The 20,975-nt window shown below is 71.4% G+C and carries 18 protein-coding genes; 11 read left to right on the top strand and 7 right to left on the bottom strand.

Features of this window, described 5'->3' with window-relative positions; translation table 11 throughout:
• Window positions 1-31: 31 nt before the first annotated feature.
• On the bottom strand, window positions 32-169 hold the full coding sequence (locus ACFV0T_RS39360; protein ID WP_385789929.1) for a hypothetical protein: 138 nt from the start codon (window positions 167-169) through the stop codon (window positions 32-34).
• Window positions 135-1,469: an OFA family MFS transporter gene (locus ACFV0T_RS39355; RefSeq protein ID WP_385789927.1), complete on the bottom strand. Its 1,335-nt coding sequence runs from the start codon at window positions 1,467-1,469 to the stop codon at window positions 135-137. The genes ACFV0T_RS39360 and ACFV0T_RS39355 overlap by 35 nt, the downstream gene beginning before the upstream one ends.
• 210 nt (window positions 1,470-1,679) lie before the next feature.
• Here ACFV0T_RS39355 and ACFV0T_RS39350 point away from each other — a divergent pair, with 210 nt between their 5' ends.
• The 5 genes from ACFV0T_RS39350 to fdhD are packed head-to-tail and all read left to right on the top strand — an operon-like array spanning window position 1,680 to window position 8,121.
• Window positions 1,680-2,651, top strand: a complete 972-nt coding sequence (locus ACFV0T_RS39350) for a 2-dehydropantoate 2-reductase (RefSeq protein WP_385789925.1) — start codon at window positions 1,680-1,682, stop codon at window positions 2,649-2,651.
• Complete coding sequence (locus tag ACFV0T_RS39345) at window positions 2,648-4,573, top strand: molybdopterin oxidoreductase family protein (RefSeq protein WP_385789923.1); 1,926 nt, start codon at window positions 2,648-2,650, stop codon at window positions 4,571-4,573. The genes ACFV0T_RS39350 and ACFV0T_RS39345 overlap by 4 nt, the downstream gene beginning before the upstream one ends.
• A 4-nt stretch (window positions 4,574-4,577) precedes the next feature.
• The gene (locus ACFV0T_RS39340; protein ID WP_385789921.1) at window positions 4,578-6,410 is read left to right on the top strand and encodes an NADH-ubiquinone oxidoreductase-F iron-sulfur binding region domain-containing protein; all 1,833 of its coding nucleotides are present in this window, start codon (window positions 4,578-4,580) and stop codon (window positions 6,408-6,410) included.
• Window positions 6,407-7,267, top strand: coding sequence for a 2Fe-2S iron-sulfur cluster-binding protein (locus ACFV0T_RS39335; protein WP_385789919.1), 861 nt, complete (start codon window positions 6,407-6,409; stop codon window positions 7,265-7,267). The genes ACFV0T_RS39340 and ACFV0T_RS39335 overlap by 4 nt, the downstream gene beginning before the upstream one ends.
• A 5-nt stretch (window positions 7,268-7,272) precedes the next feature.
• Window positions 7,273-8,121 carry a formate dehydrogenase accessory sulfurtransferase FdhD gene (fdhD, locus tag ACFV0T_RS39330; RefSeq protein WP_385789917.1) on the top strand — a complete coding sequence of 283 codons (849 nt, stop codon included), beginning with the start codon at window positions 7,273-7,275 and terminating at the stop codon, window positions 8,119-8,121.
• Between the two features lie 72 nt (window positions 8,122-8,193).
• Here the strand turns inward: fdhD and ACFV0T_RS39325 are convergent, their stop codons facing one another.
• Complete coding sequence (locus ACFV0T_RS39325) at window positions 8,194-9,015, bottom strand: LysR family transcriptional regulator (protein ID WP_385789915.1); 822 nt, start codon at window positions 9,013-9,015, stop codon at window positions 8,194-8,196.
• Window positions 9,016-9,150: 135 nt separating this feature from the next.
• On the opposite strand from ACFV0T_RS39325, the gene ACFV0T_RS39320 reads away from it, so the two are divergent.
• Complete coding sequence (locus ACFV0T_RS39320; RefSeq protein ID WP_385789914.1) at window positions 9,151-9,870, top strand: SDR family oxidoreductase; 720 nt, start codon at window positions 9,151-9,153, stop codon at window positions 9,868-9,870.
• A 32-nt stretch (window positions 9,871-9,902) separates the two neighbouring features.
• Here ACFV0T_RS39320 and ACFV0T_RS39315 read toward each other — a convergent pair whose 3' ends face one another.
• On the bottom strand, window positions 9,903-10,448 hold the full coding sequence (locus tag ACFV0T_RS39315; RefSeq protein WP_385789912.1) for an isochorismatase family protein: 546 nt from the start codon (window positions 10,446-10,448) through the stop codon (window positions 9,903-9,905).
• A 19-nt stretch (window positions 10,449-10,467) separates the two neighbouring features.
• Window positions 10,468-10,905 carry a MarR family winged helix-turn-helix transcriptional regulator gene (locus ACFV0T_RS39310; RefSeq protein WP_385789910.1) on the bottom strand — a complete coding sequence of 146 codons (438 nt, stop codon included), beginning with the start codon at window positions 10,903-10,905 and terminating at the stop codon, window positions 10,468-10,470.
• 245 nt (window positions 10,906-11,150) lie between these two features.
• On the opposite strand from ACFV0T_RS39310, the gene ACFV0T_RS39305 reads away from it, so the two are divergent.
• Window positions 11,151-13,019: an exo-alpha-sialidase gene (locus tag ACFV0T_RS39305; protein WP_385789908.1), complete on the top strand. Its 1,869-nt coding sequence runs from the start codon at window positions 11,151-11,153 to the stop codon at window positions 13,017-13,019.
• 61 nt (window positions 13,020-13,080) lie between these two features.
• Here the strand turns inward: ACFV0T_RS39305 and ACFV0T_RS39300 are convergent, their stop codons facing one another.
• Window positions 13,081-14,121 (bottom strand): bile acid:sodium symporter family protein, encoded by a 1,041-nt coding sequence (locus tag ACFV0T_RS39300; RefSeq protein WP_385789906.1) that lies wholly within the window; start codon window positions 14,119-14,121, stop codon window positions 13,081-13,083.
• Window positions 14,122-14,263: 142 nt separating this feature from the next.
• Here ACFV0T_RS39300 and ACFV0T_RS39295 point away from each other — a divergent pair, with 142 nt between their 5' ends.
• A complete protein-coding gene (locus ACFV0T_RS39295) occupies window positions 14,264-15,133 on the top strand; it encodes a LysR substrate-binding domain-containing protein (protein WP_385789904.1) in 870 nt (289 codons plus the stop codon).
• A 38-nt stretch (window positions 15,134-15,171) separates the two neighbouring features.
• Here the strand turns inward: ACFV0T_RS39295 and ACFV0T_RS39290 are convergent, their stop codons facing one another.
• The gene (locus tag ACFV0T_RS39290) at window positions 15,172-16,191 is read right to left on the bottom strand and encodes an Lrp/AsnC family transcriptional regulator (protein WP_385789902.1); all 1,020 of its coding nucleotides are present in this window, start codon (window positions 16,189-16,191) and stop codon (window positions 15,172-15,174) included.
• 120 nt (window positions 16,192-16,311) lie between these two features.
• Here ACFV0T_RS39290 and ACFV0T_RS39285 point away from each other — a divergent pair, with 120 nt between their 5' ends.
• The 3 genes from ACFV0T_RS39285 (at window position 16,312) to ACFV0T_RS39275 (ending at window position 20,930) form a co-directional block, all read left to right on the top strand.
• Entirely contained in the window at window positions 16,312-17,817 is a 1,506-nt protein-coding gene (locus ACFV0T_RS39285) for an MFS transporter (RefSeq protein ID WP_385789900.1), read from the top strand.
• Between the two features lie 342 nt (window positions 17,818-18,159).
• Window positions 18,160-19,986: an AMP-dependent synthetase/ligase gene (locus tag ACFV0T_RS39280; protein WP_385789898.1), complete on the top strand. Its 1,827-nt coding sequence runs from the start codon at window positions 18,160-18,162 to the stop codon at window positions 19,984-19,986.
• A gap of 107 nt (window positions 19,987-20,093) precedes the next feature.
• Window positions 20,094-20,930, top strand: a complete 837-nt coding sequence (locus tag ACFV0T_RS39275; RefSeq protein ID WP_385789896.1) for an aldo/keto reductase — start codon at window positions 20,094-20,096, stop codon at window positions 20,928-20,930.
• Window positions 20,931-20,975 lie beyond the last annotated feature (45 nt).

Raw genomic sequence — 20,975 nt, 5'->3', positions numbered from 1 at the left:
CACCTGGGGAACACGTATCCCGCGCGGGGTGTCAGCCGGTGAACAGCTTCGTGGCTTTCTGTACGAGCTCGTACAGTCCGTAGGCGAGCGGCACACCCACCCACAGCCAGGCGAAGACGATCAGCCCCCGCCGGTCAGGCGGACTCTGGCTGCTGTCGTTGTCCGACATCGGCGGCCTTTCTCGGGGCGGGGATGTGGTGACGGTCGTGGACGGGCCGGACGAATTCGTTGGCGACGAAGCCGATCACGAGCAGCCCGATCATGATGAAGAACGACAGTCCGTACAGGGCGGAGCCGTGCTTGCCTGCCTCCTCCTGACGGTCGGCGATCCAGTTCACGATCAGCGGTCCGAGGACACCGGCCGTGGACCAGGCGGTGAGCAGCCGGCCGTGGATGGCACCGACCTGGTAGGTGCCGAACAGATCCTTCAGATAGGCGGGGATCGTCGCGAAGCCGCCGCCGTAGAAGGAGAGGATCACCAGCGCGCACAGGACGAACAGCGGCTTCGAGGAGTCGCCGAACAGCGCGATCACCGCGTACATCACGGCCCCGGCACCGAGGTAGACGCGGTAGATGTTCTTGCGTCCGATCAGGTCGGAGGTCGACGACCAGCCGATGCGGCCGGCCATGTTGGCCGCCGAGAGCAGGGCGACGAAGCCGGCGGCCGCCGTCGCGGACACCGGGGTGGAGGTGTCGGCGAAGAAGTCCGCGATCATCGGGGCGGCCTTCTCCAGGATCCCGATGCCGGCGGTGACGTTCATGCAGAGGACGATCCACAGGCACCAGAACTGGGGAGTGCGCACCGCGCTGCGCGCCGACACCTGCACGCCCTCGACCACGCTGGGCGCCGTCGCCACGGGCTTCTCGCCGCGCGGCACCCGCACCAGCAGCACGCCGAGCAGCATGAACACCGCGTACGAAAGCCCGTGCACGAGGAACGCGAGCGCGATCCCGGAGCTGTCCGAGCCGAACGACTCCAGCATCTGCGCCGACCACGGCGAGGCGATGAGCGCGCCGCCGCCGAAGCCCATGATGGCGATGCCGGTCGCCATGCCGGGCCGGTCCGGGAACCACTTGATCAGCGTGGAGACGGGCGAGATGTAGCCGATGCCCAGGCCGATCCCGCCGACGAAGCCGTAGCCGAGGACGATCAGCCAGTACTGCTCGGTCGCGGCGCCGAGCGCGGAGATCAGGAAGCCGGACGAGAAGCAGACCAGGGCCACGGTCATCGCCCAGCGCGGCCCGTTGCGCTCCACCAGCGTGCCGCCGAACGCGGCCGACAGGCCGAGCATCACGATGCCGAGCTGGAAGGGCAGGGCGCTCTGGGTGCCGCTGAGGCCGAGCGCGGATTCGAGGGGTGGCTTGAACACGCTCCAGGCGTAGGCCTGGCCGATGGAGAGATGAACGGAGAGCGCGGCGGGCGGAACCAGCCAGCGGCTCCAGCCCGCAGGCGCGACGGGGGGACTCATGTGCCCGGACGGTAGGGAGGCGCCCGGGAGTTGAGAAAGCGCGGCGTCGACAGTATGCGGTGAGCGGTATCCGGTGTGCGCTGAACGGTCATGGCGCAGACCCTTGCTGGAGCATCCTCCATACTGTAGACAATATTTCGTCGACACGCAGTTCCACCGTCGACGCTCTCCTGCCTCCGCGGTACTCCCTCGACCGAACGGAGCGTTCCCGTGAAAGTCGCAGTCCTCGGCGCCGGTGCGATCGGCGCCTACGTAGGTGCCGCACTCCACCGGGCCGGCGCCGACGTCCACCTCATCGCCCGTGGACCGCATCTGGCGGCCATGAGGCGGGACGGAGTGCGGGTGCTCAGCCCGCGCGGCGACTTCGCCGCCCACGCCCACGCCACCTCCGACCCGGCCGAGGTCGGCCCGGTCGACTTCGTCTTCCTGGGCCTGAAGGCCAACTCGTACGCGGCGTGCGGGCCGCTGATCGAGCCTCTCCTGCACGACACCACGGCGGTCGTGGCCGCCCAGAACGGCATCCCCTGGTGGTACTTCCACCGGCACGGCGGCCCCCACGACGGCCACCGCGTCGACAGCGTGGACCCGGACGGCACGGTCAGCGCGGTGCTCGCGCCCGAACGGGCCGTCGGCTGTGTCGTCTACGCGGCGACCGAACTGGAGGCTCCCGGTGTCGTACGGCACCTGGAAGGCACCCGGTTCTCGATCGGCGAGCCCGACCGCGCTGTCTCGGCGCGGTGTCTGGCGTTCAGCGAGGCCATGCAGGCCGGCGGGCTGAAGTGTCCCGTCGAACCGGACCTGCGCAACGACATCTGGGTCAAGCTGCTCGGCAACATCTCCTTCAACCCGATCAGCGCGCTCGCCCGCGCGACCATGCGGCAGATGTGCCTGCACGGCGGCACCCGCAAGGTCATCGAGACGATGATGCGCGAGACGCTCACGGTCGCCGAGGCGCTCGGCTGCGAGGTCGGCGTCTCCATCGAACGCCGCCTCGCGGGCGCGGAACGCGTCGGCGACCACCGCACCTCCACGCTCCAGGACCTGGAGCGCGGCAAGCCGCTGGAACTCGACGTCCTGCTCGCCGCCGTCGTCGAACTGGCGGAGATCACCGGCGTCGACGTGCCCACCCTGCGCACCGTGCACGCCATCTCTGACCTGCTCGCGCTGAGGAGCGCCGCATGAGGAAACGCGACCGTACCCCGACGACCTACACCCGGCTCACCCATCCGCTCGTCAGGGACTCCCGCGACGAGCCCTTCCGGCGGGCGACCTGGCAGGAGGCGCTGGACCGGGCGGCCCGGGGCCTGGCCGCGGCACGCGGCGCGTTCGGCCTGTTCTCCTGCGCCCGGGCGACCAACGAGACGAACTACGTTGCGCAGAAGTTCGCCCGCGTCGTCATGGGCACCAACAACGTCGACTCCTGCAACCGCACGTGCCACGCGCCGAGCGTCGCGGGCCTGTCGGCCGCGTTCGGCTCCGGAGGCGGGACGTCGTCGTACGAGGAGATCGAGCACACGGACGTCATCGTGATGTGGGGCTCCAACGCCCGCTTCGCGCACCCGATCTTCTTCCAGCACGCGCTGAAGGGGATCAGGAACGGCGCCCGGATGTACGCGGTCGATCCCCGGCGGACGAGTACCGCCGAGTGGGCCGAGAGCTGGCTCGGCCTCAACGTCGGCACCGACATCCCGATGGCGCACGCCATCGGCCGCGAGATCATCCACGCGGGCCTGGTCAACGAGACGTTCGTCGAACGGGCGACGAGCGGATTCGAGGAGTACCGCGCGCTCGTCGAGCCGTGGACGCTGTCGCTCACCGAGAAGGTGACGGGCGTACCCGCTGCCGCGATAAGGGAGTTGGCGCACGCCTACGCCCGGGCCGAACGCGCCCAGCTGTGCTGGACCCTCGGCATCACCGAGCACCACAACGGCACGGACAACGTCCGCGCGCTGATCAACCTCTCCCTGCTGACCGGCCATGTGGGCCGCTTCGGCTCCGGTCTGCAGCCGCTGCGCGGACAGAACAACGTGCAGGGCGGCGGCGACATGGGCGCCATTCCCAACCGTCTGCCCGGCTTCCAGGACATCCTCGACCCGCGGGCGCGGCTGAAGTTCGAGTCGGCCTGGGACACCGTCGTCCAGCCGCACTACGGGCTGAACCTGACGGAGATGTTCGAGGCGATGGAGGACGGCACGCTGAAGGCCGTCTACTGCATCGGCGAGAACCCGGCGCAGTCGGAGGCGGACAGCGAACAGGCGGTACGGCGGCTGCGCGCCCTCGACTTCCTCGTCGTCCAGGACATCTTCCTCACCAAGACGGCCGCACTCGCCGACGTGGTGCTGCCCGCCACCGCCGGCTGGGCGGAGACGGACGGCACGACCACCAACAGCGAGCGGCGGGTCCAGCGCGTGCGCAGGGCGGTCACCCCGCCGGGCGAGGCACGTGAGGACATCGACATCCTCTGTGAACTGGCGGGCCGGCTCGGCCACGACTGGAAGTACGCCGACTCCGAGGCCGTCTGGAACGAACTGCGGTCGGTGTCGCCGGACCACTACGGGATGACATACGAACGCCTGGCGGAGCACCAGGGCATCCAGTGGCCGTGCCCGAGCACCGACCGCCTCGAACCGAGCTATCTGCACGGACGGTTGTGGGAGCGGGACCCGGAGCGGCGGGGGCCGGCCGCGCCGTTCGGGCTGGTGCGGCACGATCCGCCGGTCGACCTCACGGACGAGGAGTACCCGGTCCGGCTGACCACCGGGCGGCGACTCGACTCGTACAACACCGGTGTGCAGAGCGGGGGTTTCGCGTCCCCGCTGCGCCGCGGCGAGTACATCGAGCTGTGCCCGGAGGACGCCGAGCGCTACGGGGTGGCGGTCGGCGAGGAGGTACGGGTGTCGTCGCGGCGCGGCGCGGTGGTCGCGCCGGTGTGGATCGACCTCGGCCTGCGCCCCGGACTGGCGTTCATGACCATGCACTTTCCCGACGAGGTGGACACCAACCAGCTGACGATCGAGGCGAACTGCCCGATCGCGGGGACGGCGGAGTTCAAGGCGTCGGCGATCCGGATCGAGAAGCTTCCGGTTGCGACCCAGGTGAGGTGATGTGGTGGATCTGCACTTCGGCGACAGCAAACCCACGGACGAGGAGCGGGCGGCCGTCGACGCCCTGCTCGGCCCCGCGCAGTCCTCGTGGGAAGGAGCGGCCCGCGACGAGATGCGGGTCGCGGACCTGCGGTGGGCACGCGGCGGACGAGCGGCCCGGGACCGCCGCGACCTGCTGCTGCCGGGGCTGCACGCGATCAACGACCGGATCGGGTGGATCAGCGAGGGCGCCCTCGGCTACCTGTGCCGCCGGCTGACCGTGCCACCGGCGGAGGCGTACGGCGTCGCCACTTTCTACGCGATGTTCTCGGTCGCCCCCCGGCCCGCGACCGTGCTCCACGTGTGCACGGACCTCGCGTGCACGGCCGCCGGGGCCTCGGAGCTGTGCGCGGGCGTCGAGGCCGGGCTGGGTGTCGGCGACGGTGTGAGCGTCGAGCGGAGTCCCTGCCTGGGCCTGTGCGAGCGGGCTCCGGCGGCGCTCGCGGTCCGGGCCGGGGATCCGGTACGTACGGCCGTGTCGGCGCCGGCGACGGTGGCGGCGGCCGTCCTCGCGGCGCGCTCGCCCGACTCGGCGCCCGAGGAGCCGCCGGCGGGACTGGCGGTCCCGCAGGCGGGGGACGCGTCCTTGACGCTGCTTCGCCGCGTCGGCGTGGTGGACCCCTCCGGTCTCGACGACTACCGCGCCCACGGCGGCTACACCGCCCTGCGCCGCGCGTTCGAGCTCGGTCCCGCCGGGGTCATCCGCGAGGTCACCGACTCCGGTCTGGTCGGGCGCGGTGGCGCCGCCTTCCCGACCGGCCGCAAGTGGCAGGCCGCGGCGTCGCAGCCCGATCATCCGCACTACCTGGTGTGCAACGCGGACGAGTCCGAGCCGGGCACCTTCAAGGACCGCGTGATCATGGAGGGCGACCCGTACGCGCTCGTGGAGGCGATGACGATCGCGGCGTACGCGGTCGGCGCTCGTCAGGGCTATCTGTATCTGCGCGGCGAATATCCGCGGGCGATACAGCGTATGCGGCACGCCGTCGACCAAGCGCGTGCCCGCGGCCTGCTCGGCGACGACGTCCTCGGCCAGGGCTACGCCTTCGACATCGAGATCCGGCGGGGCGCCGGCGCGTACATCTGCGGTGAGGAGACCGCGCTGTTCAACTCCATCGAGGGGTACCGGGGCGAGCCGCGCTCCAAGCCGCCGTTCCCGGTGGAGAAGGGACTGTTCGGCAAGCCGACGGTCGAGAACAACGTCGAGACGCTGGTCAACGTCCTGCCGATCCTGACCATGGGCGCCACCGCCTACGCGGCGATCGGGACCGGCCGGTCCACCGGTCCGAAGCTGTTCTGCGTGTCGGGCAGTGTGCGGCGCCCCGGCGTCTATGAGCTGCCCTTCGGCGCCACGCTCGGCGAGCTGCTCACGCTCGCGGGTGTGCGCGAGGGGCTGCGGGCGGTGCTCCTCGGCGGCGCGGCCGGCGGCTTCGTACGGCCCGACGAGCTGGACGTCCCGCTCACCTTCGAGGGCACCCGGGAGGCGGGCACGACCCTGGGGTCGGGGGTCGTGATGGCGTTCGACGACACGGTCCCGCTGCCCCGGCTGCTGCTGCGGATCGCCGAGTTCTTCCGGGACGAGTCGTGCGGGCAGTGCGTGCCGTGCCGGGTCGGGACCGTGCGCCAGGAGGAGGCCCTGCACCGGATCGCGGAGCGCACAGGCGCGGCCGCGGCCGACGACATCGCCCTGCTCAGAGAGGTCGGGCGAGCCATGCGGGACGCCTCGATCTGCGGCCTCGGACAGACCGCGTGGAACGCCGTGGAATCCGCCATCGACCGTCTGGGGGCGTACGAATGACCGTGACACCGCTGGGGATCCCCCGCCGTCTGCTGGAGTTCACGATCGACGGGGAGCCGGTGCGGGCGCCCGAGGGCTCGACCCTCCTGGACGCCTGCCGGGCGGCCGGGAAGGACGTGCCGACGCTCTGCCAGGGCGACACGCTCACCCCGAAGAACGCCTGCCGGGTCTGTGTCGTCGAGGTGGCGGGCTCGCGCACCCTGGTGCCGGCCTGCTCCCGCAGGGCGGAGCCCGGCATGGAGGTACGGACCGACACCGAGCGCGCCCGGCACAGCCGGAAGATCGTCCTGGAGCTGCTCGCCTCGTCGGTCGATCTGTCGACGACCCCGAGGGTCGCCGAGTGGCTCAAGGAGTACGAGGCGAAGCCGGACCGTTTCGGCCCCGACGCGGCCCGGCTGAACGAGGAGCCGAGGGTCGACAACGACCTGTACGTGCGCGACTACGACAAGTGCATCCTCTGCTACAAGTGCGTGGACGCCTGTGGCGACCAGTGGCAGAACACGTTCGCGATCTCCGTGTCGGGCCGTGGCTTCGACGCCCGGATCGCGGTCGAGCACGACGCGCCGCTCACCGAATCGGCGTGCGTGTACTGCGGCAACTGCATCGAGGTGTGCCCGACGGGCGCCCTGTCCTTCAAGTCGGAGTTCGACCTGCGGGCGGCGGGCACCTGGGACGAGTCGGCGCAGACCGAGACGACCACGGTGTGCGCGTACTGCGGTGTGGGTTGCAACCTGACACTGCACGTGCAGGACAATGAGATCGTGAAGGTCACCTCGCCGCACGACAACCCGGTGACCCACGGCAATCTCTGCATCAAGGGCCGTTTCGGCTACCAGCACGTACAGAACCGGGGCTGAGGGACATGGGACGAGTCACGGAACGACGCAAGGTGATCCGGATCCGGGACGGTGCGGTCTCCACCCGCCCGGACACGCTCGTCGCCGAGGAACCGCTGGAGATCAGGCTCAACGGCAAACCCCTCGCCATCACCATGCGCACCCCGGGTGACGACTTCGCGCTGGCCGCGGGGTTCCTGGTGAGCGAAGGCGTACTGGCCGCGGCGTCCGATCTGCAGAACATCGTCTACTGCGCGGGTGCCACGGCCGACGGCTCGAACACCTACAACGTGGTCGACGTACGGACCACGCCGAGCGTGACCCTCCCCGACATCACCCTGGAGCGGAACGTCTACACGACCTCGTCGTGCGGACTGTGCGGCAAGGCGAGCCTGGACGCGGTGCGTACGACGGCCCGCTTCCCCATCGCCGACGCTCCCCCGGTCCGGGTGGACCCCGAACTGCTCGCGAGCCTCCCCGACCGGCTGCGCGAGGCTCAACGGGTGTTCGACCGGACCGGGGGTCTGCACGCGGCGGCCCTGTTCAGCGAGGACGGCGAACTGCTCGACATCCGCGAGGACGTGGGCCGGCACAACGCGGTCGACAAGCTGGTCGGCCGCGCCCTGCAGAACGGCGATCTGCCGCTGTCGCGGGTGATCCTGCTGGTGTCCGGACGGGCGTCGTTCGAGCTGGCCCAGAAGGCGGTCATGGCCGGGATCCCGATGCTGGCGGCGGTCTCGGCGCCGTCGTCGCTGGCGGTGGACCTGGCCGCCGAGACCGGACTGACCCTGGTGGGTTTTCTGCGGGGCAGTTCCATGAACGTGTACGCGGGTGAGAGCCGTATCGCTCTGCGGGCCGCGGCCGCCCAGGGCTGACCCGGCTCCCCGCGGCACGGCGGCGGGGCCCCGACCGGCGGGGAGCGCCCCCTGCGCCGCAGGGGCCCCGCCTCAGCTCGGCGCCTGTGCGGCTTGCGCGAAGGCCGCCACCAGGGGTGAGTCGCGGTTCGCCGCCCAGGCCAGGAACACCTGGTCGGGTTCGGCGTCCGTCACGGGCACGTAGGTGATGTCGGGGCGTGAGTACTGCTCGGCCACGGACCGCGGGACGAGCGTGATGCCGTACCCGGCCGCGACGCGCTCGAACTTCTCCTCGATCGTACGGATCTGCGGGTCGTCCGGCCCGGCGTCCGAGTAGCGCAGCCGGCGCTCACCGGCGAGGTCGGCCGACGCTAGTTCCGGCTTGCCGGCGAGCGGGTGGTCGGCCGGGAGCATCGCCACCCGTGTCTCGGTGAACAGGGGCACCAGCGTCAGGCCCCGCTCGGGGACGGGCGGGCGGACGTAGGCGATGTCGACGGTGCCGTCGAGGATCAGGTCCGCCTGGTCGTCCCATTCGACGCGCCGGGCCTCGACGCCGACGTCGGGGTGGTCGGCGCTGAAGGCGCGCAGGGCCCTGGTCACCACGACGCCCGCCCGGAAGCCGACGACGAGCCGGCGCGGGCCACGGGACGCGCCGCGCACCCGACGGCGGGCGGCCTCGGCAGTGGCGAGCAAGTGCCGTGAGTCTTCGAGGAGTTGCGTCCCGGCCGCGGTGAGCCGTACCCCGTGGCTGTCGCGGGTGAGGAGCTCGGCGCCCAGGTCCTTCTCCAGCGCGCGGATCTGCCGGCTCAGTACCGGCTGGGCGATGTGCAGCCGTTCCGCGGCCCGGCCGAAGTGCAGCAGTTCGGCCACGGCGACGAAGTAGCGGATCTTCCGCAGGTCCAGATCCGGGTCCATGCCGGTCACTCCTCGTGCGGTGGCGATACCTCGAGGGTATCGCCACGGGCGAAAGAGGTCTTGGACGGCCGGGCCGCGCCGGCAGCAGGCTTGAGGACACCGGATGGAGACGGATCACCCGAAGGGAAGAACGACATGAGTGTGCAGGGACAGCGGGTCGTCGTGATCGGCGGCACGTCGGGCATCGGCCTCGCGGTCGCGCGGGCCGCCGCACTCGAGGGCGCCGAGGTGGTGGTCGCCTCACGCAGCCGCTCACGCGTGGACGACGCGCTGACGCGGCTGCCCGCGGGCGCCGCCGGAGACGTAGTCGACGTGACGGCGGAGGCGGACGTGCAGGCCTTCTTCGAGCGGGTCGGCGCCTTCGACCACCTGGTTTTCACGGCCGGCGACGCCCTCCGGTTCGAGCCGCTGGCCGACACGGACCTGACCCGGGCCCGCGGCTTTCTGGAGACCCGGCTGTGGGGCACCTGCACGGTGGTCAAGTACGGCGGCCCGAAGATCCGGGAGGGCGGTTCCATCGTGCTGACCACGGGCACCGTCGCGCGCCGTCCGATGCCGGGCACGAGCGTGGCGGCGGCCCTGGCCGGGGCGATGGAGTCGCTCACCCGGGCACTGGCCCTGGAACTCGCTCCGGTCCGGGTCAACACGGTCGCCCCCGGTGTGGTGCGCACCGACCTGTGGCGCGAGCTGCCCGGGTCGGAGCGGGACGCGCTCTACAGGTCGGCGGCCGAGTCGCTGCCGCTGGGCCGGGTGGCCGAGCCCGAGGACATCGCCGAGGCCTATCTGTACCTGATGCGGTCCGGCTTCAGCACGGGCTCGGTGGTCCTGGTGGACGGGGGTACGGTGCTGGTCTGAGCCCGCGGCGCGCACGGCCCGGGGCCGGCCGCTCACCCCGCCAGGAAGCGCACCTCCGAGGCCCTCACGACGGTCCCCAGCCGGGGGAAGTCCAGCGTGACCGAGGCCTCGTGCTCGGCGGCGGTGAACGCGGCCATGGCGTCCTCGACGAAGACGAGGTCGTAGCCGAGGTCGCCCGCCGCACGGGCGGTGGACTCGACGCCGAGGTTGGTGGCGATCCCGCCGAACACCAGGGTGCTCACGCCGCGCTCCCGCAGCCGCTCGTCCAGGCCCGTGCCCTGGAAGCCGCCGATCGTCCGCTTCACGATCTCCAGGTCGCCGTCCGCGGCGAGACCGGCCGCAAGGCCGCTGCCGGGCGGCTGTTCGGCGATACCCGACCGCTCGACGCGGATCAGGACGACGGTCGCGCCGGCGGAGCGGAACCCGGCCGCCAACTCCTGCGCGACGGACAGGACTTCGGAGCCCTTGTGCGGACCCAGGGGCAGCGCGACGATGCGGTCCATCAGGTCGACGAGCACGAGGGCGCTGCGCGCGGGGTCGAGCGCGAGCCGGGGTTCGGAGGTCTGCGGTGCGTTCATGACGGAACGTTAGCCCGCGTCACGCGTCCAGATCGGAAATCCGGATCAACAGGGACATGAACCGGTCGCGTTCGGCGGCCGACAGCGGGGCGAGGAGTGTCTCGTTCGCCGTCCGCACGGCGGCCTCGCAGCGCCGCAGCAGTCGCTCGCCGTCGGGCGTGAGCGACACGGCGTTCTTACGGCGGTCCTTCGGATCCGGCGCGCGGACGACATGGCCCCCGGCCTGGAGGTCGTTGAGGACGCCGACCAGGTCCTTGGGATCGAGTCCGACACCCCGGCCGAGGTCGGCCTGGGCGACGGGGGCGAGGTCACGGACGGCGGAGAGCACCACGTGATGCCACGTCTTCACGCCCTCCGCCGCCAACGCCTCGGCGACCAGGGTCCGGCCCCGGGCGGCCACGCGGCCCAGGCGCCAGCTGGGGAGGGAGCGGATCGCGGAGAGCGCTGCTTCGGACATGACGTCAGTTTAGCGACGATTCATTGGACTTCCCCATGATGCGACGATACCGTTGGCCCTCCCCATGATTTCATGGGGTCAACGGTGTCCGGAGGCAAGCTCGCCCTGATCTCTGACGCACGCTTCTTGTGGGGCACCGGAGGCCGCAACTAACGTCTGTGAAACACCCTTTGGGACATGGGATGTCCAGACCTCCAGATGTACAGACGTATTGATGTCCACACGCATGAAGGGCAGGTCGCGCCATGCCGTCACGTGTTCGCACACGTCTGAGATCCACCCTCACCGCCACATCGGCCGCCGTCTCGCTGCTGCTGTTACCGAGTCCGGCGCACGCCCGTGCCACCGGCACCACACCTGCGTTCGAACAACAGGTCCTGTTCAAAGCCGCCCAGGACCCCGGCTACGCCTGCTTCCGGATCCCGGCGATCGTCACCACCACCGACGGCACACTCCTGGCGTTCGCCGAGGGCCGCGTCCTCAACTGCGGCGACGCGGCCGACATAGACATCGTGGTCAAGCGCTCCACGGACGGCGGCCGCACCTGGGGACCGCTCCAGGTCGTCAACGAGGGCGGTGGCGACACCCACGGCAACCCGGCGCCGGTCGTGGACCGCGAGACCGGGCGCATCCTGCTGGCGGAGACCTACAACACGGGGCGTACGGACGGCGCCGGCTGCTCCGTCCCCTGCGACCGCACCCCGCACCTCCAGTACAGCGACGACGACGGGCTCACCTGGTCCCAGCCGCGCGACCTGAGCTCCGAGATCCTGCCCGCGGACTGGAACTCCTGGTACGCGACCGGCCCGGTGCACGGCATCCAGCTCACCCGGGGCCGGCACGCCGGCCGGCTCGTCCTCGGCGTCAACACCGAGACGTGGAACGGCAGCAGGGTCTCCGCCAACCACGCGGCACTCATCGTCAGCGACGACGGGGGCGACCACTGGCGGCCCGGAGCCGTCGACTCGTGGCCGATCGCGGACGACGGCACGTTCCGTCAGAAGCCCTCCGAGATGACCCTCACCGAGCGCACCGACGGCTCCGTCCTGGTCAGCGGCCGGGAGCAGGACGGCACCGACCTCGGCCACCGCACCCAGGCGGTCAGCCGCGACGGCGGCGACAGCTTCGCCGCCCCGTTCCGGGACCTCCCCGACCTCTACGCGCCCCAGGTGCAGTGCTCGACGCTCCGCCTCGGCGACCGCATCCTGCTGGCCTGCCCCGGCGACCCCGACCGGCGCCGGAGCATGATGATCCGCTCGTCCTACGACGGTGGCCGCACCTGGGACAGCCTGGACCGCGGCACGACCGTCACCTCGGACTGGTCCGGCTACTCCGACCTGGCGCGCGTCGACCGGGACACCGTGGGGCTGCTGTACGAGGGCGGCGCCGTCGACGCCCGTGACGAGATCCGCTTCGCCCGCTTCGACCAGGACTGGCTCGCGCCGCGCCGCGGGCCCGACCCGACCACCGCCGACCTCGCCCGGCACGCGGACCGGGCGGCCGTGCTGGGTGGCGCCGGGGCCACGGACGGGGTGTCCGGCCGCGCGCTGTCCTTCGACGGTGTCGACGACGCCGTACGCCTGCCGTACCGCGACGGACTCCCGCTCGGTACGAAGGACTTCACCGCGTCCCTGTGGTTCCGCTACAGCGCCACCACCGGATCGCAGCCACTGCTCTGGATGGGGGGCGTCGGCACCACCCAGCCCCAGGTCTGGCTGCGCGGGGAGCCGGCGAGCAACCGGGTACGCGGACTGATCACCGTGCGGGACGGCGCGACGGCCGTACGGACCGCTTCCGTGAGTGTCGCCGGTGCCTACAACGACGGCCAGTGGCACCACGCGGCCCTGCGTCGCGGTGGCGGCCTGCTGACGCTCTCCGTCGACGGCACGCAGGCCGCGGTGACCGATGTAGCGGGTTCGGTCAGCCGGAACTCCCCGTTCGGCGTACACATCGGCCAGCGTATGGACGGCCGGGAGTTCTTCACCGGGTCGATCGACGAAGTCCACGTCTGGGACCGGGCTCTGACCGACGAGGAACTGGCCGCCGGGCCGGCCGCCTCCTACCGGGACACCGTGCTGTGGCTGCCCATGGACCACGTGAGCGGCGGCCACTAGGGCGTGTTTCGCAAGTCCCGTCCCGCCGTACGGCCTGTGTCGCGGCGGGGCGGGCGGGGCGTCAGCGCGGACGCGGCCCCTGCCCCGTACCGACCGCGGTGCGTGGCGGTGCCGCCGACGCGGACGCGGCGACCGCCTCCGGGTCGTGCGCCCGGCGCTTGGCGATCACCGCGCACACCATCAGCTGCATCTGGTGGAAGAGCATCAGCGGCAGCACGGCCAGCGAGGCGTGCGCGCCGAACAGGACGCTCGCCATCGGCAGCCCGGAGGCGAGGGACTTCTTGGAGCCGGCGAACTGGATGGCGATGCGGTCCTCGCGGCCGAAGTGCAGGGCCTTCGAGCCGTACCAGGTCAGGGCCAGCATCACGGCGAGCACCACCGCCTCGACGACGAGGAGCGCGCCGAGCCGCAGCGGGCTGACCTGGTGCCAGATGCCCTGGACCATGCCCTCGCTGAACGCCGTGTAGACGACGAGCAGGATGGAGCCGCGGTCGACGTAGCCGAGGACCTTCTTGTGCCGGGTGACGAAGCCGCCGATCCAGCGGCGCAGCACCTGTCCCGCGACGAACGGCACCAGCAGCTGGAGCACGATCTTGACGAGGGAGTCGGCGGAGAACCCGCCGCTGCCGCCGAGCAGGGCGGCCGCCAGGAGCGGGGTGACGACGATGCCCGCGAGCGAGGAGAAGGAGCCGGCGCAGATCGCGGCGGGCACGTTCCCGCGGGCGATCGAGGTGAAGGCGATCGACGACTGGATGGTGGAGGGGACGAGGGTGAGGAAGAGCAGCCCCTGGTAGAGGGGGTGGGTCAGGAGCACGGGGACGAGTCCGCGGGCGGCCAGGCCCAGCAGCGGGAAGATGGCGAAGGTGCAGACCAGGACGGTGACGTGCAGCCGCCAGTGGCGCAGTCCTTCGACCGCCTCGCGGGTGGACAGCCGGGCGCCGTAGAGGAAGAAGAGGAAGGCGATCGCGGCGGTGGACGCGCCGGAGGCGACGTCGGCGGCGGCTCCGCGCGCGGGCAGGAGCGCGGCGACGCCCACCGTTGCGAGCAGCAGCAGGATGTACGGGTCGATCGGCATCCGGCTCGGCCGGCGCAGGCGTTTCACGGTGCTCCACTTGCTCGTGCGTGAGAGGCGGGGCCGCCACAAGGGGTCCCCCCTCCATCGTCCTCTTCCGGCCCGTGATCGGGAATCCGTCATACCGCTCTGACTGTCATCACGCTTCGCAATGACCAGGTACTTTGTGCGGATGTACGACCCATCCCAGCTGCGTACCTTCCTCGCCGTGGCGCAAACGCTGAGTTTCACGCAGGCCGCCCGGCGGCTCGGCCTGCGTCAGTCGACCGTCAGCCAGCACGTGCGCCGTCTGGAGGACGCCACGGGCCGGACCCTGTTCACCCGGGACACCCACTCGGTGGAGCTGACGGAGGACGGCGAGGCGATGCTCGGCTTCGCCCGCCGGATCCTGGAGGTGCACGAGCAGGCGACGGCGTTCTTCGCCGGGACCCGGCTGCGCGGCCGGCTGCGGTTCGGCGCGTCGGAGGACTTCGTGCTGACCCGGCTGCCGGAGATCCTGGAGGGCTTCCGGCACGACCATCCCGAGGTCGATCTGGAGCTGACCGTCGAGCTGTCGGGCACTTTGCACGAGCAGCTGACGGCGGGAAAGCTCGATCTGGTGCTGGCCAAGCGGCGCCCCGAGGACCCGCGCGGCGAGCTGGTGTGGCACGACCGGCTGGTGTGGATCGGCGCGGAACGGCTGCGGCTCGACCCCGACCGTCCGGTGCCGCTGATCGTCTACCCGCCGCCGGGGATCACCCGGGCGCTCGCTCTGGAGGCGCTGGAGCGGCAGGGCCGGCCGTGGCGCATCGCGTGCACGAGCGGCAGCCTCAACGGGCTGATCGCGGCGGCCCGCGCGGGACTCGGCGTGATGGCGCACTCACGGGGGCTCGTCCCACCGGGCCTGGTGCGGGTACCGGAGCGGGCGGGGCTGCCGGTACTGGGGCGGGTCGACTTCGTCCTGGTGCACGGGCGGCGGCGGACGGCGGCACAGGGAGCGGCGGACGCGCTGGCGGGGACGATCCTCGCGGGCGGGGACCGGTTGCACCGGAGCCGTCCGTAACGCCTGCCCCGCACTCCGTCTTCTGTCTCCCCCCGGTCCTAACGCGACGGCAGCGGGTACGTGAGCTGCTTGACCCGGCGCAGGAACGGTGTCGTCTCCACGTGCTGGACCCCCTCCAGGCGGCCCAGCGGCCCGCTGAGGTAGGCGTACAGGTCCGCCGTGCTCCTGGCCAGCGCGGTCGCGACGATGTTCGAGGGGCCGGCCGTCGCCGAGGCGTGGGCGATCGCGTCGTGGGTGGCGAGGGCCTCGCCGACGGAGTGCAGGGCGCCGGGGGCGGCGGTGATCCACAGGACGGCGGCGACGGGATGGCCGAAGATCTCGGGGTTGTACTCGATGTCGATGTACACCGCGCCGGAGGCGAGCAGGGCGGCGAGGCGGCGTTTGACCGCGGACTCGGAGCGGCCGGTGGCGCGCTGGAGTTCGGGGTAGGTGGCGCGTCCGTCGCGTTCCAGGACGGCCAGCAGGGGTTCGTCCTGCGGATCGATGCGGGCGAACCCTGGGATCCGGGCGGCGGCGCCCGGGTCGGGCGCCGGTGTCGGCGACTGCGCCGGTTCGGGGCTCAGGGCGGCTATCTGATCCTCGGTGAGGAAGGCGAGCTTGCGGACCCAGCCGTTGACGCCGCCGTAGAACCGGTGGAGCAGTTGATGGGCGCGGATCTCCACGACGCTCGGAGTGCGGGGCAGCTTGCCGAGCAGCAGGTCGTCGTGGTCGCCGGGGCTGCGCGGCCGGGTGAGGCAGAGGACCTCGGTGCCGCCGGAGGCCAGCCCGATCCAGTAGGTGTCGGGGCGCTTGGCGAGCGCGTCCCCGATGGCCAGGGCGCTGTCGGGCGCGCAGCGCAGCCGCAGCATCCACTGGTCCTGGCCGAGCCGGACGGCGTCCCGGACCGCGACGACCCGCAGCCCGCCCTCCGCGCTGAGCCGACGGAAGCGGCGGGCGACGGTCTGGTCGGAGACGCCGAGCACCGCACCGATGCGGCTGAAGGAGGCCCGGCCGTCCACCTCCAACGCGGCCAGCAGCTTCAGGTCGAGATCGTCGATCGTGTGGGATTCCTTCTCCATGACGCCTTCCCGCATCGGATTCCGTCGGCCGGTCACCGGTCACCGCCGTGATCGTCCGCCGCCCGGTCATCGTACGAGGGCATACGCAGTCATCGCACGGGAAGTACAGGGGGTTGGGACATGCGTACATGGGGGCCGCTCACGGCGGTGTGCCTGGGCACGTTCATGCTGTTGCTGGACGTGACGATCGTGGTAGTCGCGCTGCCGGACATGGCGCGGGCGTTGCACGCGTCGCTGAGTGACCTGCAGTGGGTGGTCGACGGCTACGCGCTCGCGCTGGCCGCGCTGCTGCTCGGGATCGGGGCCGCGGCCGACATCCTGGGGCGGCGGCGGGTGCACGTGGCGGGCGTGGTGCTGTTCGCGGTGGCGTCGCTGCTGTGCGGGCTGGCGTCCGGGCCGGGGACGCTGGTGGCCGCGCGGGCCGTGCAGGGGGTGGGCGCGGCCGCGATGTTCGCGACGACGCTGCCGCTGCTCGGCTCGGTCTACCAGGGGCGGCAGCGGTCGGCGGCGCTCGGGGTGTGGGGCGCGGTCAGCGGCGCGGCCGCGGCCGTCGGACCGGTGCTCGGCGGGCTGCTCACCGAGGGGCCCGGCTGGCGGTGGATCTTCTTCGTGAACCTGCCGGTGAGCGTGCTCGCGGTGTGGCTGTCCCTGCGGCTGGTGCCGGAGTCGCGGGGGCCGCGCGGGATGCGCGTCGACTGGGCGGGCACGGTCATGTTCGCCGGTTTCGCGGGCGGGACGACGTACGCCGTGGTGCGGGCCGGGACGGACGGCTGGAGCGAGCCGGCCACCCTGGTCTCGTTCGCCTCGGCCGCGCTGGCGCTGGTCGGCTTCGTGCTGGTGGAGCGGCGCGCCGCGCATCCGCTGCTGGATCTGGGACTGCTGCGCAGGCCCGCCTTCGTGGGGGTGATGGTCGGCGCGATGGCCTTCAACGGGGTGGCGTTCGGGGTGACGCCGTACCTGTCGATCTGGATGCAGACGCTGCTGGGGATGAGCCCCGTGCGCGGCGGACTGACGCTGCTGCCGCTGACCGTCGCCGCGATGGCGGCCGCGGTGCTGGTGGGGCGCCTGCTGCACGGGGTGCCTGCGCGGCTGACCATAGGCGGCGGACTGTTGCTGATCGGTTCCGGGTCGTTCTGTCAGGCCGTGCTCGACGCGGGCTCGTCGTGGACGGCGCTGGTCCCCGGGTTCGTGCTGGTGGGCATCGGTACGGGCTTCGTCTCGCCGACGGTGGCGGGCGCGGCGCTGGCCGCGGTGCCGGCCGAGCGGGCGGGTATGGCGGGCGGCGCGGTGAACACGGTCCGCCAGCTCGGCTACGCGCTGGGCGTCGCCGTCTTCGGCACCGTGGTGACCTCCCGGATGACCGACACCCTGCCGCACGAGGCGGCGCACACGCTGGCGGGCGGCGGGGCGGGCGCGCTGCGGGGCACGTTCTCGGAGCACGCCCTGCGCTCCGCCTTCGCCTCGGGCCTCGACACCGCGCTGGTGGCGGCCGGGCTCACGGGCATGGCGGCCGGGGCGCTGGTGCTGCTGCTGGTGCGGCCCACCGCCGCGGAACGGACCGCGCGAGCGGCCGCGGCGGCGAACTCCGCCGCGCCGGCGCCGGGCGCGACTGCGCCCCGCGGCTGACCTCGACCGCCCGGGGGACGACAGCCGGACGGACGACAGCCCGACGTACGGACGAAAGCCGGACGTACGGACGACAGCCCGACGGACGGACGACAGCCCGACGGACGACGTTGTACGGCCTTCGGGTCGTACAACGTCGTACAGATTCAGTGGAGATTACGGTCCCGAAACTTACTCAACCGTCAGCTTTCTGTCCGACCCTTCCCCATGTGAGCCCATTTTCCTCGACTGACCAGGGCGAACCTGAGCACCACTCGACTTCGCACCCCCTCCCGCCCTGTCGCCCCGTGGGGTAGCTTTCACGGCGCTGTGCGGAGTGCCACAACGAGCGGGGAGCGGGGTTTGCACGAGTTCACCAACCCTCCGTCGGCGTCGGCACCGCCCGTGGGCGGCCTGGCCGACGTCGTCTTCCGGTATGCCGACGAGGACCCGCTGCACATCGCGCTCGGCCGCAAGGACGAACAGGGGCAGTGGCGGGACGTGACGTCCGCCGAGTTCCGCGACGAGGTGCTCGCCCTCGCCAAGGGGCTGCTGGCCCAGGGCATCCGCTTCGGGGACCGCGTCGCCATCATGTCCCGCACCCGCTACGAGTGGACACTGTTCGACTTCGCGCTGTGGGCCATCGGCGCCCAGGTGGTGCCGATCTACCCCACCTCCTCGGCGGAGCAGTGCTCCTGGATGCTGTACGACGCCGACGCGGCGGCGGCGATCGTGGAGCACGAGGACCACGCGATGACGATCGCCACCGTCATCGACCGCCTGCCGCGGCTGCGCCAGCTGTGGCAGCTCGACGCCGGCTGCGTGCAGGAGCTGTACGACGCCGGCGCCCACCTCGACGACGAGCTGGTGCACCGGCACCGGCAGGCGGTCACCCCGGATTCGATCGCCACGATCATCTACACCTCGGGCACCACGGGACGGCCCAAGGGCTGTGTCCTCACCCACGCCAACTTCATGTTCGAGGCGGACACCGTCATCGACCGCTGGGAACCGGTGTTCCACACCAAGAAGGGCGACGAGGCGGCGACCCTGCTGTTCCTGCCGCTCGCGCACGTCTTCGGCCGGATGGTGGAGGTCGCCGCGATCCGCGGCCGGGTCCGCTTCGGCCACCAGCCGCAGCTGCACGCCGCCGCCCTGCTGCCCGACCTGGCCGCCTTCAGACCGACCTTCATCCTCGCCGTGCCGTACATCTTCGAGAAGGTGTTCAACGCGGCCCGCCGCAAGGCCGAGAAGGAAGGCAGGTCCGGCCCGTTCGAGAAGGCCGTCGAGGTCGCCGTGAAGTACGCCGACGCGGTGGAGAACAAGGCGTGGGGCATCGGGCCCGGCCCCTCGGCGGGCCTGCGCATGCAGCACCAGGTCTTCGACAAACTCGTGTACTCCAAGGTGCGGGCCGCGATGGGCGGCCGCATCCGCAACGCGATGTCGGGCGGCTCCGCGATGGACCGTCGCCTCGGCCTGTTCTTCGCGGGCGCCGGGGTGCAGATCTACGAGGGCTACGGGCTCACCGAGTCGACCGCCGCAGCGACCGCCAACCCGCCCGACCGCACCCGCTACGGCACCGTCGGCCAGGCGATCCCCGGCGTGAGCGTGCACATCGCGGACGACGGCGAGATCTGGCTGCACGGCGACAACATCTTCCAGGGCTACCTCAACAACCCCAAGGCCACCGACGAGACCCTGCACGACGGCTGGCTGGCCACCGGCGACCTGGGCTCCCTGGACGAGGACGGCTACCTCACCATCACCGGCCGCAAGAAGGAGATCCTGGTCACCTCCGGCGGCAAGAGCGTCTCCCCCGGGGTCCTGGAGGAACGCGTCCGGGACCATCCCCTGGTCAACCAGTGCATCGTCGTCGGCAACGACCGTCCGTACGTCGCGGCCCTGGTCACCCTCGACCAGGAGGCCGTGGAGCACTGGTTGCAGATGCGCCGCAAACCACAGCTGTCCCCCGCCGAGCTGGTGCGTGACGCGGACCTGGAGACCGAGGTGCGGCGCGCGGTGGTCGCGGCGAACACGCTCGTCTCGCAGGCCGAGTCGATCCGCACGTTCCGCATTCTGGCCCAGCCGTTCACCGAGGAGCACGGTCTGCTCACCCCGTCGCTCAAACTCAAGCGAAAAGCGATCGAGAACGCCTACGCGACCGAAGTCCAGGCGCTTTACCAGGCCTGAGCCCCATCCTGGTGGTCCGGGCGGATTCCTCGTCAGGAATGCATCACGGCCCGTGATCGTTCACGATGGGAGTACCACTTGACGGACAACCGAAGGATCAAGAGCTCGTGAGCAGCAAGGTCCCCCCGATCATCCTCAACAACGGCGTCGAGATGCCCCAGCTGGGCTTCGGCGTCTGGCAGGTGCCGGACGGCGAGGCGGAGCAGGCGGTCGCCACCGCGTTGGAGGCCGGGTACCGCAGCATCGACACGGCGGCGATCTACGGCAACGAAGCGGGCACCGGCAAGGCCATCGCCGCCGCCGGCATCCCCCGCGAGGACGTCTTCGTCACCACCAAACTCTGGAACAGCGACCAGGGGTACGACGCGACACTGCGCGCGTTCGACACCTCGCTCCAGAAGCTGGGCCTGGACTATCTCGACCTGTACCTCATCCACTGGCCGCTGGCGTCCCGTGACAAGTACGTCGACACCTACAAGGCGTTCGAGAAGCTTCACGCGGACGGCCGTGTCCGCGCCATCGGTGTCTCCAACTTCCTGCCGGAGCACCTGGAGCGGCTGATCTCCGAGACCTCGGTGATCCCCGCGCTCAACCAGATCGAGCTGCACCCGCACCTGCAGCAGCACGCGGCCCGCGAGTACCACGCGGAGCAGGGCATCGCCACCGAGGCCTGGTCCCCGCTGGGCTCGGGCAAGGGCCTGCTGGAGGTCCCGGCGATCGTGGCCATCGGCCAGAAGCACAACCGCACCCCGGCCCAGATCGTGCTGCGCTGGCACCTCCAGCTCGGCAACGTCGTGATTCCCAAGTCCGTGACGCCGTCGCGGATCAAGGAGAACATCGACGTGTTCGACTTCAGCCTGGACGCCGAGGACCTCGCGGCGATCAGCGCGCTCAACGAGGACCGGCGGGTCGGTCCCGACCCGGCGACGTTCGACATGGGCTGACCCCTGCCGTAGCGACGTGCGCCCCGAGCCCGTACGGGCTCGGGG

The organism is Streptomyces sp. NPDC059582 (genome assembly GCF_042735715.1).
In the GTDB taxonomy this organism is placed as follows: domain Bacteria; phylum Actinomycetota; class Actinomycetes; order Streptomycetales; family Streptomycetaceae; genus Streptomyces.
Note: the sequence above shows the minus strand (reverse complement) of the source record. Positions and strands in the feature narration are given on the sequence as shown.

What these genes read in the sequence shown, in the direction of transcription:
- ACFV0T_RS39360 (WP_385789929.1), bottom strand. Translation starts at nt 169, where the DNA reads ATGTCGGACAACGACAGCAGCCAGAGTCCGCCTGACCGGCGGGGGCTG.
- ACFV0T_RS39355 (WP_385789927.1), bottom strand. Translation starts at nt 1,469, where the DNA reads ATGAGTCCCCCCGTCGCGCCTGCGGGCTGGAGCCGCTGGCTGGTTCCG.
- ACFV0T_RS39345 (WP_385789923.1), top strand. Translation starts at nt 2,648, where the DNA reads ATGAGGAAACGCGACCGTACCCCGACGACCTACACCCGGCTCACCCAT.
- ACFV0T_RS39335 (WP_385789919.1), top strand. Translation starts at nt 6,407, where the DNA reads ATGACCGTGACACCGCTGGGGATCCCCCGCCGTCTGCTGGAGTTCACG.
- fdhD (WP_385789917.1), top strand. Translation starts at nt 7,273, where the DNA reads ATGGGACGAGTCACGGAACGACGCAAGGTGATCCGGATCCGGGACGGT.
- ACFV0T_RS39325 (WP_385789915.1), bottom strand. Translation starts at nt 9,015, where the DNA reads ATGGACCCGGATCTGGACCTGCGGAAGATCCGCTACTTCGTCGCCGTG.
- ACFV0T_RS39320 (WP_385789914.1), top strand. Translation starts at nt 9,151, where the DNA reads ATGAGTGTGCAGGGACAGCGGGTCGTCGTGATCGGCGGCACGTCGGGC.
- ACFV0T_RS39315 (WP_385789912.1), bottom strand. Translation starts at nt 10,448, where the DNA reads ATGAACGCACCGCAGACCTCCGAACCCCGGCTCGCGCTCGACCCCGCG.
- ACFV0T_RS39310 (WP_385789910.1), bottom strand. Translation starts at nt 10,905, where the DNA reads ATGTCCGAAGCAGCGCTCTCCGCGATCCGCTCCCTCCCCAGCTGGCGC.
- ACFV0T_RS39305 (WP_385789908.1), top strand. Translation starts at nt 11,151, where the DNA reads ATGCCGTCACGTGTTCGCACACGTCTGAGATCCACCCTCACCGCCACA.
- ACFV0T_RS39295 (WP_385789904.1), top strand. Translation starts at nt 14,264, where the DNA reads ATGTACGACCCATCCCAGCTGCGTACCTTCCTCGCCGTGGCGCAAACG.
- ACFV0T_RS39290 (WP_385789902.1), bottom strand. Translation starts at nt 16,191, where the DNA reads ATGGAGAAGGAATCCCACACGATCGACGATCTCGACCTGAAGCTGCTG.
- ACFV0T_RS39285 (WP_385789900.1), top strand. Translation starts at nt 16,312, where the DNA reads ATGCGTACATGGGGGCCGCTCACGGCGGTGTGCCTGGGCACGTTCATG.